The 14997-nt window shown below is 49.2% G+C and carries 13 protein-coding genes; 9 read left to right on the top strand and 4 right to left on the bottom strand.

The window, feature by feature from the left end:
- Positions 1-107 precede the first annotated feature (107 nt).
- The 4 genes from K384_RS10325 to K384_RS10310 all read left to right on the top strand — a co-directional run bounded on the left by K384_RS10325 (position 108) and on the right by K384_RS10310 (position 3477).
- A complete protein-coding gene (locus K384_RS10325) occupies positions 108-1676 on the top strand; it encodes a bifunctional GNAT family N-acetyltransferase/carbon-nitrogen hydrolase family protein (RefSeq protein ID WP_038032071.1) in 1569 nt (522 codons plus the stop codon).
- 81 nt (positions 1677-1757) lie between these two features.
- Positions 1758-2273: a hypothetical protein gene (locus K384_RS10320; protein WP_038032069.1), complete on the top strand. Its 516-nt coding sequence runs from the start codon at positions 1758-1760 to the stop codon at positions 2271-2273.
- Positions 2274-2336: 63 nt separating this feature from the next.
- Entirely contained in the window at positions 2337-2903 is a 567-nt protein-coding gene (locus tag K384_RS10315) for a hypothetical protein (protein ID WP_038032067.1), read from the top strand.
- 130 nt (positions 2904-3033) lie between these two features.
- Positions 3034-3477, top strand: a complete 444-nt coding sequence (locus K384_RS10310) for a hypothetical protein (RefSeq protein ID WP_038032066.1) — start codon at positions 3034-3036, stop codon at positions 3475-3477.
- Positions 3478-3946: 469 nt separating this feature from the next.
- On the opposite strand, the gene acnA is transcribed toward K384_RS10310, so the two are convergent.
- Together acnA and K384_RS10295 are read right to left on the bottom strand one after the other, a co-directional pair.
- Complete coding sequence (gene acnA, locus K384_RS10300) at positions 3947-6739, bottom strand: aconitate hydratase AcnA (protein WP_051633320.1); 2793 nt, start codon at positions 6737-6739, stop codon at positions 3947-3949.
- Positions 6740-6925: 186 nt separating this feature from the next.
- Entirely contained in the window at positions 6926-7222 is a 297-nt protein-coding gene (locus K384_RS10295; protein WP_038032063.1) for an SCP2 sterol-binding domain-containing protein, read from the bottom strand.
- 201 nt (positions 7223-7423) lie between these two features.
- On the opposite strand from K384_RS10295, the gene ung reads away from it, so the two are divergent.
- From ung to K384_RS10270, 5 genes are all read left to right on the top strand, one after another.
- Positions 7424-8080 (top strand): uracil-DNA glycosylase, encoded by a 657-nt coding sequence (gene ung / locus K384_RS10290; protein ID WP_038032112.1) that lies wholly within the window; start codon positions 7424-7426, stop codon positions 8078-8080.
- 65 nt (positions 8081-8145) lie between these two features.
- Positions 8146-8922 (top strand): enoyl-CoA hydratase/isomerase family protein, encoded by a 777-nt coding sequence (locus K384_RS10285; protein ID WP_038032060.1) that lies wholly within the window; start codon positions 8146-8148, stop codon positions 8920-8922.
- A gap of 98 nt (positions 8923-9020) precedes the next feature.
- Entirely contained in the window at positions 9021-9548 is a 528-nt protein-coding gene (locus K384_RS10280) for a hypothetical protein (protein WP_038032057.1), read from the top strand.
- 13 nt (positions 9549-9561) lie between these two features.
- The gene (locus K384_RS13470; RefSeq protein WP_051633319.1) at positions 9562-11769 is read left to right on the top strand and encodes a GAF domain-containing protein; all 2208 of its coding nucleotides are present in this window, start codon (positions 9562-9564) and stop codon (positions 11767-11769) included.
- 107 nt (positions 11770-11876) lie between these two features.
- Complete coding sequence (locus K384_RS10270) at positions 11877-12467, top strand: DUF5606 family protein (protein ID WP_038032055.1); 591 nt, start codon at positions 11877-11879, stop codon at positions 12465-12467.
- Positions 12468-12814: 347 nt separating this feature from the next.
- On the opposite strand, the gene trpA is transcribed toward K384_RS10270, so the two are convergent.
- Positions 12815-13609, bottom strand: coding sequence for a tryptophan synthase subunit alpha (gene trpA, locus K384_RS10265; RefSeq protein ID WP_038032052.1), 795 nt, complete (start codon positions 13607-13609; stop codon positions 12815-12817).
- Between the two features lie 18 nt (positions 13610-13627).
- On the bottom strand, positions 13628-14650 hold the full coding sequence (locus K384_RS13905) for a helix-turn-helix domain-containing protein (protein WP_084147204.1): 1023 nt from the start codon (positions 14648-14650) through the stop codon (positions 13628-13630).
- Positions 14651-14997: the final 347 nt, after the last annotated feature.

The raw sequence follows: 14997 nt of genomic DNA, 5'->3' as shown, positions 1-14997 counted from the left end.
ACATTTTTTTCACTGAACGAAAACAAAAAAGCCGCCTCCGGGCAGGACGCAGCTTGTAAAAACCACTTTTTTTTCTATATTGAAACAATCAATCAACCTCTTTTTTTATGCATTCTATTGACAATGTAAAACTCGATTTTTTACGTATAGAAGACTATGAAGACCTGAGCGAAGCCATGCGCGCAGCCTATCCTTCCATGCCGGGCGTATGGCAACGCCGCCATATTGAGCGCCTCGTAAAACTCTTTCCCGAAGGGCAGGTAGTGGTGCGTGTCGATGGCAAGCTTGCTGCCTGTGCCCTTGCCATTATTGTAGAAGACGACTTGGCCGAAGAGCATCACACTTACCGTGAAATTACCGGGAATTACACCTTCGATACCCATACCCCTGATGGTGATGTGTTGTATGGCATTGAGTTGTTTGTTCACCCCGACTATCGCGGCCTGCGTCTGGGACGGCGCCTCTATGACTACCGCAAAGAACTGTGTGAACAACTGAACCTCAAAAAGATAGTTTTTGGCGGACGCATTCCCAACTATCATCAATATGCGAATGAGCTGACCCCCAAGGAATACATCGAAAAAGTAAAGCATAAAGAAATACACGACCCCGTGCTGAACTTTCAGCTGTCCAACGATTTCCATGTGGTACGGGTGCTGAAAGGCTATCTGGAAGGTGATGAAGCTTCGCAAGAATATGCCGTTTTGTTGGAATGGGACAATATCTATTACACGCCGCCGCAGCGAAAACCCAAACTGAACAAAACGGTGGTGCGTTTGGGGCTGGTACAATGGCAAATGCGCCTCTACAAAGGACTGGACGACCTCATGCAGCAAGCCGAATTCTTCGTGGATGCACTGTCGGCGTACCGTGCAGACTTTGCCCTCTTCCCCGAGTTCTTCAACGCCCCCTTGATGGCTGCTTACAACCACCTGTCCGAGGCCGATGCCATCCGCGCTTTGGCTGAATATACACCGGTGATTTCGCAGCGCTTTTCAGAGCTCGCTGTCAGCTACAACATCAACATCATCACGGGCAGCATGCCCCTGCTTACAGACGAAGGCAAGTTGCTGAACGTAGGGCACCTATGCCACAGAAATGGTAAGGTGGAGCAATATGAAAAAATACACGTGACCCCCGACGAAGCAAAGGTTTGGGGGCTGGAAGGAGGAAAACAACTGCGTGCCTTTGACACCGACTGTGGCAAGATAGGCATCCTTATATGCTACGATTCAGAATTCCCCGAGCTTAGCCGCCTGTTGGCGGACGAAGGCATGCAAATTCTTTTTGTACCCTTCCTCACCGACACCCAAAACGGCTATTCGCGTGTACGCCACTGCTCACAGGCGCGTGCCATTGAGAATGAGTGTTACGTAGCAATTGCCGGCAGCGTGGGCAACCTGCCCAAAGTGCACAACATGGATATTCAGTATGCCCAATCGATGGTGTTCACGCCCTGCGACTTTGCCTTTCCTGCCAATGGCGTGAAGGCAGAAGCCACCCCCAATACCGAGATGATATTGATTGCCGACGTGGACTTGGACTTGCTGCGTGAACTGCATCAGTACGGCAGTGTGCGCAACCTCAAAGACCGCCGTACGGATGTGTACCGGGTGGAGCGTGTGAAGCAAGAACAAGTGTCTGCCGGTTCCGGCATGGAGCACCCAGCTGTTTGATTGCAAGCTTGCAAAGAGGCAGCCTCAGGGGGAGAAACGCTTTTATTTGTTGTATGATTTCACTCAAAAATACATATAGCCATGAAAGCGATTCGTTTTCTTCTCCTCCTGTTGCTTGCCTCTGCTTCCCTTTGGGTGCAACAGGCGCAGGCGCAAGTCGCCTTGCTTGACTCCCTTCGTAAGGGGCGAGCCAGCACCTTGGTGATGAGCGCTGACTCTGTGGGCATTTTAAAAATAACATTCAATGCTACCGGCTCCTTGGACGCCGCTTCGATTACCCGGAGAGAGTTTGTCAAAGGACCCGGAGCAGTCTCTATGCGCTGGGTGCTCAACATAGAGACCGGGCAGCTAAGAGTCTATTACGATGGTAAGCTGTTATTTGAAAAAAATTTGAATGAAATCAGTATTGGAAAAGCTCTTTTAAATGATGGCAGTTTTTGCGATGTAACACGTTTTCTCATGGATGAGGGGGAAATCTTGGAGACATACTCTAAAAAAGAATCCGGTGAAAAACGTCCTGTGTGCCTAATCTGTTATTTGCCGGATACTGACCAAGCCTTGTTTTGCTTTGGCAGCGTTTATGTGTCGCTTCTTTAATCAGCCGGATAAATAACTTCCATGTATAAACATTGGTATGCAAACAATATAAATGTCATTCATATGAACTTGAAATGTCTTCACCGGTTTGTTACTGCCATCTGTATGGCTTTGAGCATGATGTGTGTGCCGTCTGCTTGGGGGCAAATTCCGGAAGATATGCATGAAAGCGAGCAAAAGGCAGAATCTGATTCGCTTCTTGATGCCTATCGTGGTCAGAAAGTGATTTTTTTGGCTGCCTCCTCTTTCAGAGAAGCAAATACCGGGCAATCCGGCAATGCGCTAAGCATGTCTGTAGAGCAATCTTCGATATGGATATTGAATATAAGCCGGGGAGTAGCAGAGTTTTACATAGAAGGTGATTCGTTGCCTGTCTCCTTGGTACTGCTTTCCATGGATCACAAGGAAGATCATAAGCCCATCGGACCGCCCCCCGCAAACGCAGAGCAATACACAGACGCTTTTTATGCTTCTTTGCTTACTACTACCGGCAAAGCCGTTTCTATGGTAATAGAAATGTACCGGATCAAGAACCGGGAGACTTTGGAGGTTGTCGTTTACCTGTGGAGCGAGGAAATCAATGCCCCCGCGGTGCGTTTCGATGATGTCGGCCTGGAATTTTTGAATTAAAGAAGCAATGAGGGTGCCTCTGCGGCACCTTTTTTCTGTTGCGAACCCCGCTAACAAGCTTGCAAAGCTGCATGGCGGAAGGTGAAAATGCCTTCTTTTGTGTGTATGTTCAAATAAAACACACACAGCCATGACAGCAGCTATTCGTTTGGTAACTTTCCTTGTGGTGGCGCTTTTGTGCCAAAGGCCGTGGCAGCACGCCCGGGCGCAGCAAGTGGTTCTTATTTCGGATGGCGTTGCCGTAGTTAGCATCGAAGGTGAAATATTGGATTCTTCCCGTGTGCGTCATGTTATTCGCCTCGACATAGACAATTCGATACTTAGAATTACCGGCAATAATGTGGATTGGCGTTTTGCTATCCTTGATGCGCAAAAGATGGAAAATGAAGATGAAGATGAAGCGGAATCAAGGGAAGTGTGGGTGATGAATGCCATCGACCAGAAGTCTGACTCGTATGTTATCTTTCTCTACAAAAGACAAATAAGTGAGGAGCAAAGCGTTATATCTATGATAGCGGTGTTCGATAAAGAAGATCAAAGCAGTATTGCATTTTATGACCTGAAACTTCTATGAAACACATTTGTCCCGGCTTGGTCCGGGCTTTTTTATTCTAAGCCTTTGCTCATTTCGTCTTTTCTTCCTTCCTGCTTCGCTTTTGTTGTTTTGTTTTCATCCTTTAGTCATTTTAAATGTCCTGCTTTGTTGTTTCTCGCTTTTTCCTTTGTCTGTCATTTCGAGCGCAGCGAGAAATCTCGTTTACTTCTTGTCGCTTGGTTTGATGAGATCTCTCACTCGCTTCGCTCGTTCGAGATGACAAGCTATGCTTCGCCCGTTCGAAAGGATAAGCTGCATTCGGTTCGAAATGACAAGCTAAATTTGATTTGAAATGACAGGCTTTGTGACCCTTGAAATAACAGTCCCGCTTGGTTTCGTTGAACATGCCTAAGAAAACAGCTTCGTAGCCGTTTCCGATGGGCATTTCCATTGGGGCAAACAAAAAACAAAAAAGCCCCTCATGTGAGGGGCTTGGCATAGCATATGTTTACGCCTCTTGCAAGAACTGCCGCAGCACGTAGTTCAATATGCCTTTATGGCGGTAATATTCCACTTCTATTTCCGAATCGAGGCGGCAAATGACGTCAAACTCGATGGTTTCGCCATTGCTTTTTTGTGCCTTTACGCGTAAAACAGCCTGCGGCTTGATGTTGTCATCCAGCCCTTCAATGCTGAAGGTCTCGGTGCCGTCGAGCCCTAAGCTTGCCGCCGATTCGCCCGCTTTGAACTGCAGCGGAAGCACACCCATGCCAATCAGGTTGCTGCGGTGGATGCGCTCATAGCTCTCGGCTATCACTGCCCGGATACCCAGCAGGTAGGTCCCTTTGGCCGCCCAGTCGCGCGACGAGCCACTACCATACTCCTTACCTGCCAGTACCAGCAGCGGGGTGCCGTCCGATTGGTATTTCATTGCCGCATCGAAGACGGTCATTTCTTCGCCCGTAGGCAGGTAGGTGGTGTAGCCGCCTTCGCGTTTTGCCAGCTTGTTTTTGATACGCACATTGGCAAAAGTGCCGCGCATCATCACTTCGTGGTTACCACGGCGCGAACCGTAGCTGTTGAAGTCTTTGGGTTGCACGCCTTTGGCGGTGAGGTACTGGCCGGCGGGCGAGTCGGGCTTAAACGAGCCGGCAGGCGATATGTGGTCGGTGGTAACGCTGTCGCCTAAGTACAACAGCACGCGTGCACCTTCCAGCGACTCGATAGGCTCGGGCTTTTCCGGCAGGTTTTTAAAGAAGGGGGCTTCTTGTATATAGGTAGAGTTTTCGTCCCATTGATAAATTTCACCTGTAGGAGCCGGCAAAGACTGCCACAAGTCGTCCCCCTCGAATATCTGCCCGTAGTTTTTACGGAAATCCTCAGGGGTAATTACTTTTTTCATTACCTCGAAAATCTCTTCTTGGGTAGGCCATATGTCTTTCAAATACACCGGTTCAAGGTTGGGGTCATAGCCCAAGGGCTCGTTGAGCAGGTCTATATCCACGCGTCCGGCAATGGCATAAGCCACCACCAGCATAGGCGAAGCCAGGAAGTTCATTTTTACCTGCGGATGCACCCGCGCCTCAAAGTTGCGGTTGCCCGACAGCACACTGGCCGTCACCAAGTTGTGTTTTTCAATAGCTTCGGCAATGGGGGCAGGCAACGGACCGCTGTTACCAATACAAGAAGTACAGCCGTAGCCTACTACGTGGAAACGCAGGGCTTCGAGCTCTTCCAGCAAGCCGGAGCGCTCCAGATAATCGGTAACTACCTTCGAGCCGGGCGCCAAGCTTGTTTTTACCCATGGTTTCACATCCAAACCACGCGCAATGGCTTTTTTGGCAACCAGCCCGGCACCCAGCATCACACTTGGGTTCGAAGTGTTGGTGCACGAGGTGATGGCAGCAATGACAATGGCACCGTCGCTCAGCAGATATTCCTCATTGTTGAGGCGGACACGTACCGTGCGTTGTTTGTTCTTTACTTCTTCAACGGCTACTTCGGCACCGGCGGGCTTGTACTGCGGGTGGTCGGTAAATGCCGTTTGGCTGCCCCCCTCATTAAGCCATGTGTTCTCTTGGCGCTCTTCGGGCTCTATGTAATCGCGTTGATGCTCTTCTTTCAATAATTTTTTGAAGCTTTCTTTCAGGTCTTTTACCAAGATTTTGTCTTGCGGACGCTTCGGACCTGAAACGGTGGGTTGCACGCTGCCCAAGTCCAGCTCCAGCACATGTGAATACTCTACGGGGTCTTGCGCGTTGCGCCACAGGGCGTTGGCTTTGCAGTAGTCTTCTACCACGCGTATCCACTCGTCGGGGCGTCCGGTCAGAGCCATATAGTCGAGCGTGCGGTCATCTACGGGGAAGAAAGTAACCGTACAGCCAAATTCGGGCGACATGTTCGAGATGGTCGCACGATCCGGAACGGTGAGCTTATCCAGCCCGTCGCCAAATACTTCCACAAACTTGCCCACAACCCCGAATTGACGCAGCAAGTGGGTGATGGTCAGCACCAGGTCGGTAGCGGTGGTGCCGGCAGGCAGCTCACCGGTAAGCTTCAAGCCTATGACCTGCGGTGTGAGGAAGTAAATGGGTTGTCCCAGCAGGGCAGCTTCTGCCTCTATGCCACCGACGCCCCAGCCCAATACACCAATACCATTGACCATGGGCGTGTGGGAGTCAGTACCTACCAGCGTGTCGGGAAAGAGCACGCCATCTTTTTCCATGACGCCCTTGGCGAGGTATTCGAGGTTTACTTGGTGGCAAATGCCCATGCCGGGAGGCACTACCGAAAAGTTTTTAAAGGCTTTTTGTGCCCATTTGAGCAGCTGGTAGCGCTCTTTGTTTCGCTCGTATTCCAACTCCACGTTGCGGCGGAAGGCATAGCTCGTACCGAAATATTCCACCTGAATGGAGTGGTCAATGACCAGGTCCACGGGAATAAGTGGATTGATTTTCTTCGGGTCTTTGCCTTTGCGTTGCATTTCAGAGCGCAACGAAGCCAAATCGACGACGGCAGGCACGCCCGTGAAGTCTTGCATCAAGACGCGCGCCGGCTTGTAAGGAATTTCCTTGTCGCTTCCGGCTGCTTGCCAGTTGAGCAATGTCTCCAAGTGCTCGGTGGTAATGCCGAAGTTGTCGAAATTGCGCAGGGCATTTTCCAGCAATATACGGATGGAATAAGGCAAGCGGCGAACAGAAAAGCCTTTCTCTTCTACTGCAGGCAGTGAATAGTAATCATACTTTTTGCCGCCCGATTCAAGAGAGCGGCGTACCTCTTGTGATAACTTTTGCAGGTCCATAGTATTCATGTTTTAAGTTTAATCGTTCATTCATGCTACTGTAGTAACAAAAACAAAAGATAAAAATTCTTAGCAGAGAAGCAATTTTTTGCCACTAAAAAGACAATAAAAAAGCCACTGTGGTCACCACAGCGGCTGAAGTTAGGAATGCATACTAAATGTATTGAACGGAAGCATGCCACGGCTTTAGCCGACAATTTGCATGAACTTCATGGCAATGCCCATATTGCCTTTTACTTTCAGCTTGCCCATCATAAAAGCGCCCATGGGGTTGAGGTCGCCATCCAACAGTTTTTGTGCATCATTGGCAGAAAGTTCCACCACACATTCCGCTTCTTTGTCTTCATTGTGCACTTGGGGCGGGGTGGTGGTGGCATCTACATATACCACACCTGCATCGGTTACAAACTTGATGGTGGAGCCCAGCGAGCTGTTGTCGCCCAAAAGGGTTTTCATTCGTTCAGTCAGTGTGTTTAAACTCATAGTTGTTTTGTTTTATAATAGGTTTTGAAGCATTCAAAAAAAGCAAAATTTTATCACTTATTCAATGATTTGTGCAAAATTTTCCTGCCATTGTCAATAGAAACTTGGCTTGTGTGTGAGCGCTTTCCATGCAATGCCCGGGCTTTTTTTAATTTTGACCTTTAAAATGTTGCATTCAAACGACCGTGTATCGTGCAAGCCATAGACGTAAAAATAGAGCCTTCTTGGAAAGAAGCCCTTAAAGAGGAATTTAGCAAGCCGTATTTTCATGAGTTGGTGCAGTTTGTCAAGGAAGAATACCGCAAGCACACGGTATATCCGCCGGGGAGGCAGATATTCCGGGCATTTGAGGCCTGTCCTTTCGACCAAACCAAAGTGGTCATCATAGGGCAGGATCCTTACCACGGACCGGGACAAGCTCATGGCTTAGCATTTTCCGTGAACGATGGGGTGCCCATTCCCCCTTCATTGCGCAACATATTTGCCGAAGTGCACGAAGACGTGGGCACACCGCCGCCCGCATCGGGCAATCTGGAGCGTTGGGCGCAGCAGGGCGTTTTGCTGCTCAATGCCATCTTGACGGTGCGGGCGCGTGAAGCCGGTTCGCACCGCGGCAAAGGATGGGAGCAATTTACCGACGCGGTCATCAAAGCGCTTTCGGAGCAAAAAGAGCATTTGGTGTTTTTGTTGTGGGGGCGTTATGCACAAGAAAAAGGCAGGGTGATAGACAAAACCAAGCACTTGGTGCTGGAAGCCCCGCATCCTTCGCCCTTGGCACGAGGTTTTCGCGGCTGCCGCCATTTTAGCAAAGCCAATGCTTACCTCCGCGCTCATGGGCAAACACCTATAGTGTGGTAAAACCTTTGGTTTGCACCTCTTGTTGTGTTTTTCTTATTTGGTATTGAATTTTAAAAAGAAAAAATATGGAATCGATGGTACTCTATGAAGTGTCGGAGCGCATTGCTTACATCACGCTGAATCGCCCGGATAAGCGCAATGCGCTGAATGATGAAATGGTAGAAGCTTTGTATGCAGCCTTTTGCCGTGCCGAAGAAGATGAGCAGGCAAAGGTGGTTGTGTTGCGTGCAAGAGGCAAGGCTTTTTGTGCCGGCGCCGATTTGGCTTATTTGCAGCAGCTTCAAAAAAATAGTTATGAAGAAAACCTGGCCGATTCTTCGCGTCTGAAAGCGCTGTTTCATAAGATTTACACGCTCAAAAAAACGGTGATAGCCCAAGTGCAGGGGCATGCCATTGCCGGAGGTTGCGGGCTGGCTACCGTCTGCGACGTAACCTTTTCCGTGCCCGAAGCCAAGTTCGGATACACCGAGGTGAAAATAGGTTTTATTCCGGCTATCGTTTCTTTGTTTTTGCTGCGCAAGATAGGCGAGGGGCGTGCCAAAGAGCTGCTGCTTTCGGGGCGCTTGATTGATGCACAAGAAGCACTGGCTTTGGGCTTGGTGCATCGTGTGGTAGAGGCAGACCGTCTTGAAACCGAAGTGAAAGCTTATGCTTTGCAGCTGTGCACACAAAATTCGGCTTCTTCCATGGAGCTTACCAAACGCATGATTGCCGAAATACAGGAACGTACGCTTGAACAAGGCTTGCAGTATGCAGCCCAAATGAATGCCATGGCACGCGAAACCGATGATTGCCGCCGCGGCATCGCTGCTTTCCTTGAAAAAAAGCCTTTGGAATGGTAGTTTTTTGAATGCTCGCTTGCGCTTTTGTTCATAAATTGGGTAGATTTGGAGTTTGTTTGTAAAATGCCTAAATTTCAATTGCTTACAAGACTGAACGAATGGAAACAAGCAGAATAGAAACACATTGGCTCGAGCCGCTGAAGACAGGCGAAAAAACATGGATTTGGCATCCCGAGTTTGAACCTGAAGACGACGGCCTGTATGCCCATATACTATTCTTGCGCCGCGATGAAGAAGGGAAAGAGTGGGTGTGCGATGCGGTGATGCATACCTTGGCAACACTCTACCACTATCAGCTGCACGAAGAAGCCGAAATGCGTTTGAAAGCGCTGATGCCTGCCTGGCGTGGATGGGAAGCTTTTGCCGAGCTGCCCGAAGCCATGCAAGCCAAAGCACAGGCCTTGTATGATGAAATAGTGCAGGAGTTGATAGAAGAAGGCGAAGTGAAAGTACAGGAAAGTGTGGAGGTTTATCGCGATGAAGCGAACTGCTTGGAAGAAATAGACGTATATTTAAATAAGGAAGCCATAGACGTGCCTGCCATTGATTGGTTTGTGCAGGCATACCGGCGGCAATCGGTATCCTTGGATCCCAACTTCTACAGTTTTGAAGAAGAGATAGAGTAAAACAAAGCAATGTATGTGGAAATTTAGGCATATTCAATCAAAATTGTGGGTAAGTGCACTGCTGCTGCTGTTGGTAAGCATGACAGTAGGGGGGGCTGCCTTTTTCTATGTGCGCTATATTGCCCACTATGAAGATTTTAAGTCCCACAGCGAGCAATTCAATGCCCATGTTCATCGAGCCTATGCGCTTATGCAGGCATTCCTGGAAACAGAGCAGCGCAACGAGCATTATATGGAAACCGGCAAAAGCCATGTGCTCTTCGAATACGAAAAAGTGAAGCAGGAAGGCAACCGCCTGCTCTCACAGCTGGAACAGAAAGAAGGTGTGCAACATGAGCGCATGGCGGTAGAGCTGGGCGTCGATTCTCTTTTGAGCCGGACCGGCGCCGAATGGCGTGCCTTTGACAAAACCTTTGCCCGCCTGCAGGAGCGTGTCAAAGAAAAAGGATTTGTGACAAGCGGTGCCCTGGGACAAATGCATGTGGCTGCGCGTAAGCTGCACCTTATACTCAAAGAGCAGGACACTTTGGCTTTGGCGCTGTTTGAGAAAATGCGCCACTATGAAAAAGACTTCTTTTTAAAAAAAGATGCCCGTTTGGTGCGTAGGGTAGAAAAGGCAGCACAAGAGCTGGAAGCTGCCCTGCCGGCAAACATGAATTCAGCCTTGCGCATGACCATCAAAGACAACCTGAACGATTACCTGCAAGCTTTTGGCAGGGCAGTGGCCTTGGAAAAACAAATAGGGCTTGATGACAACAGCGGCTTGCGTGCCGAAGCAAAACAATGGATGATTCAGCTGCACAACGACAGCCGCCTGCTGGCCGGAAGCACCGCCCGCCATATCGACACGCTTTGGTGGCGCGCCAAGCTTATCTTTGGTTCCGCCCTGTTGCTGCTGCTCATGATGGGCGTGGCCGTAGCTGTCTATCAGCACTATGCCGTGGCCCGTCCTATCCGTCGTCTCGATGCCATTACTTCTACCGTGACCGAAGACATCAACAACGAAGAAGCTACGCAGGCATTGGCTGAGTTCGACGATGAAACAGAAGTGGGCGAAATAGCCAAGAACTTCAGCGCCATGGTCACCAAGCTGAAAGCAAGTGTGGAAGAAACCAAAAGCCGCGACGAAAAACTGGCAGAATATATTCGTGAAGAAGCCAAGCGTAAGTGGGCAACCGAAGGCTTGGCCATCTTTGGCGAAATTTTGCGTTCCAACTACAACGACCTCGAACGGCAGGCTTATGAAATCATTTCCACTTTGGTAGAATACACCGAATGTCAGATGGGCGCGCTCTTTATTGTGAACGATGAAGAAGAGCCCCCTTATCTGGAATTGAAAGCAAGCTATGCTTACGGGCGCCCCAAACACTTGAAGAAAAAAGTGGCATGGGGAGAAGGTATTGTGGGGGCCGCCTGGCGCGAAGGCGATAAAATAAGTTTGACAGACATACCGGAAGATTATCCCAAAGTCATCACGGGCAGCCTCATTGAAGGCAAGCCCAAACACGTGCTGGTGGTGCCTCTGCAAAGCGATACCACCGGTATTGTGGGCGTGATTGAGCTGGCCGCCATCCGCATCATAGAAGAAGATAAAATAGAGTTCATAGAGCGTCTTTCGAGCCGTATTGCTTCGACCATTGCGGCGGTGCGCGCCAACGAACGCAACGCAAAACTGCTGGAGGCTTCACGCAAATACGCCGAAGAGCTCAAAAACAAAGAAAAAGAGCTGGAGGTCAAGGTGCAGCAATACGATCAGTGGATTCGCGAGCTGGAGAAAAAACTCAATGCCGTTGCAGAAGAAGCACATGTTTACCGCAGCATTATCAATCGCATTTACGAGGGCATCATCCTTACCAACGAGCGTTTTATCATTACCAAAGTGAACCGTTATGTATTGAAGCGCTTTGGTTACCGCCGCATGGAGTTGGAAGGGCAGCCTGTGGACATCCTTATAGAGACCAACTACAGTAACATCATAGACTTGCGCCAGCGACGCTTTCAGCTAAGTTACAAGTCATTTACTCAGAGCGTCACCGGCAAAGTCATTGATGCCGAAGGCAAGGTGCATCCTGTGCAGATGATGGCCGGCAAGCTGGAAATCGATACCAAGATTGTGTATGTATTTTTGTTCAACGAAGTGCCCGTGGGCGAAGAAGATAGCATCGATATCAGCTTCTTCGACGACGACAGCACCGACAATGACGACGCCATCCGTATTTAAGAAGCGCCTTTTCAACTTAAAAACGCAGAGTAAGAAACGCTTACTCTGCGTTTTATTATTAAATTTGTGAGCTAATTAAACGAGAAGTCATAAACAGACAAGATTCTATGGAGTTCAGAGAAATTGCTTGTGTAACCGGAAAGCCCGGGCTCTATCGCGTATTGAAGCCTATGCGCAATGGTATTTTGGTGGAAAGCCTCGACGCGCAAAAAAAGAAGCTTCCCTTGGGGCCATCTGCAAAAGTAGCCATCTTGCAAGAAATTACATTCTATACCGATGATGCCGAAGGGGCTTATCCTTTGGTAGAGGTGCTTTATACCATGAAAGAAAAATATGGTGAGCAGCTGCCCGTGCATCACAAAACAAGCAGTGATGAAGAAGTAATGGCTTTCTTTGCCGAAGTGCTGCCCCAATACAGCCGTGAGCGTGTGTTTACTTCCGACGTGCGCAAGCTGCTGAAGTGGTATGAAATCTTATTGAAAGAAGCACCGGCAGTGCTGGAGCGCCCGCAAGAAGAAAAACCTGCCGAGGAGCAAGCCGAAGCAGCTGAAGAAAAGCCCAAGCGCAAGCGAAGCACCAAGAAAAAAGCTACCGAAGAAGCCCTGGCAGAAGAAGCGGCAGCCGAAGAAGCACAGCCTAAGAAAAAAACCACCCGTAAGCGCACTACAAAGAAGAAATCGGAAGGAAGCGAAGAATAAGCGGCATTAAGAAGAGAATATGTATAGCCTGAAAATAGGAAGGTTCCATCCTTTTGAGGCTTTTCTTCTTTGTCATTTCGAGCGCAAGCGAGAAATCTATTGCTTCTCGTAGCTTGGCAGGATTGAGATCGCTCACTCCCTTCGCTCGTTTGAGATGGCATGCTACGTGAAGTTCGAAATGACAAGCCTCTTTTCACACCGTGGGAACGGAAAGACCGGAATCGACATAACTTGGGCAAGAAGCCTATCTTTGGGTAACATCCCCAAAAAGAGAAAAGGAAGGAGTACTCCTTCCTTTTTTTGTGCAACACTGCTTGTAAAGAGCAAAGCCTTCTGCTAAATACCATTTAAGTGGTTGATACCGGCGATTTAAATCGCTCTACGAAGCTTTTACACAGCGCCGGGAAGTCCTCTTCGCTTGCCCCTTGCAGTGCATCGATAAACGCCGAGCCCACAATGGCGCCCCGGGTATAGCGGCAAGCCAACTCAAAACCACTTCTGTCTTTGATGCCAAAGCCCACCATTGCAGGGGTTTGCAGCTGCATGGAAGCCACTCTTTGCAGATAGGCTTCGGTGGCAGATTGGGCGGCGTTTTTGGTGCCCGTGGTGCTGGCTGTCGATACCAAGTAAATAAAGGCATTGCTGAGGGCATCTATTTTACGGATGCGCGCTTCGTCGGTTTGTGGCGTAACCAGGAAAACAGCCGCCAAACCATGCTTTTCAAAAAGGGGTTTGAACTCACGCTCATATTCATCAAGCGTCAAGTCGGGTAAAATAAGACCATCGATGCCCACCTTTTCACAGTCGGCACAAAAGCGCTCCATGCCATACTGCATCACCGGGTTGAGGTAGCCCATCAGCAAAACCGGCAGCTGTATTTCATCGCGCATGCCGGCCAGCTGCTCGAACAGCAGCGATAGGGTCATGCCGTTTTTCAGAGCTTGGGTGCTGCTGTCTTGTATGACCGGGCCGTCAGCCAAAGGGTCGGAAAAAGGCATGCCTATTTCTACCAAATCGGCGCCGGCTGCCTGCAGTGCACGCAACAGAGGGCGCGTGCTGTGGAGGGTGGGATAGCCGGCAGTAAAATACACATTCAATAAATTGCCTTGCTTCTGCAAGAACACATCTTGTAAACGGTTCATAGCTGTTGATACTTCGGTTTATTTTTTCAAGAAACGTTGCAATTGCTTTTGTAAGTGCATGCACATGTCCATCAGCTCTTCGCTTTGTGCCGAAGGCATGGGCACTTCGCGGCTGATAAACAGGACAACCTGCCATATTTCAAAGATTTCGCGCAGGTTGAAACGCATGCCTTCCCATTCACCATCGAGCATGAGCAGGTAGCCTTTGTCACGCAGGTGATTTTCTACTTGCCCATATACCAGCCCGTGCCGTTGGGTAAGCAGCAGGCAGGGCGTACGGTCGTGCAGGCGGTACCAGTTGCGGGTATATTCACCTATAAACAGGGCATTTTTAAAGCCCATCTCTTCGGTACTCTCAAAGGCACGGTATTGCTTGCCACGGTCCAGCAGGCTGAGTTGTATTTTGGGCAGTGCCTGCACGAAGTCATTGTTTTCAAAATAAGCCAAATAGTCGGGTAGCTGATGGCTGCGCACCAAAGGTATATCTGCGGAAGTACTGACAGGGCTGTCTTCAAACAACTCGTCTAAGGTAGGATAGCGCTCGGTAGCCGAAGGGCGTTTCTTTTCGTGCGTGCTTCTTTTATTGAAAGAGGGTTCGTCTTCTTCCGTATCATCGTCGAACAAATATTTGCCGCTGTGCCCTTTGTTTGTTTTTTTGAAGCGGGGTGCCGGAGGTTCCTGGAAGTCATCGTCATCGTCTTCCAACCACTGTGGTTCGTCGTCGTCTTCTGCCGGGTCTGCTTCTTCCGTTTCTTCTTCAAAAAGAGGTGCCTCGGGGGCAGGTGCGCCTTCTTTGGGAATACCTTCGGGCACCACACTTGCCGCACGCTTCACCTTTGCCAAATCTATGGTGATGAGCTCATCTACAGTAATGCCGAAGAGGCGGGCAAAACGCACGAGGTTCTTTAAGTTGGGCGCTGCACGTCCGTCTTCATAGGCTGCCAGCAGCGAGCGTTTGATGCCTATGGCTTGGGCAAGGCGTTCTTGAGTATAGCCGTGCAGACGGCGCAAGTAGCGTATGTTTTGGCTTACTAAGCTCATAATCTTGAAGGGTCTTTCACAAATATAATCAGACGGGCGGCTTTTTGAAAATGCTGCCCCGAAGAAAGTATTTTGTTGATGGTTGTGGATGGAAAAAATACATTGTAAGTATTGACTCGTTTTTTTTTTTTTTTCTTTGCAACGGTTATTGAAGAAGGGAAGCTTCCCGCTGCGCAGCTCAATGACCGTCTTTACTCCCTGAAAGGGTACCTGGCCCACGGTGTAAAAGTGGGGTTGTATTATTGTAAACTAAATTCAGTAAAAAGATGAAAAAGATAGCTCTTTTGTGTCTTCTTACAGGAGGAATGGCATTGACCTCGTTTGCCGGTAATGGAAAATCTCAGTTG

The organism is Thermonema rossianum DSM 10300, from assembly GCF_000426825.1.
GTDB classification, from domain to species: domain Bacteria; phylum Bacteroidota; class Bacteroidia; order Cytophagales; family Thermonemataceae; genus Thermonema; species Thermonema rossianum.
Note: the sequence above shows the minus strand (reverse complement) of the source record. Positions and strands in the feature narration are given on the sequence as shown.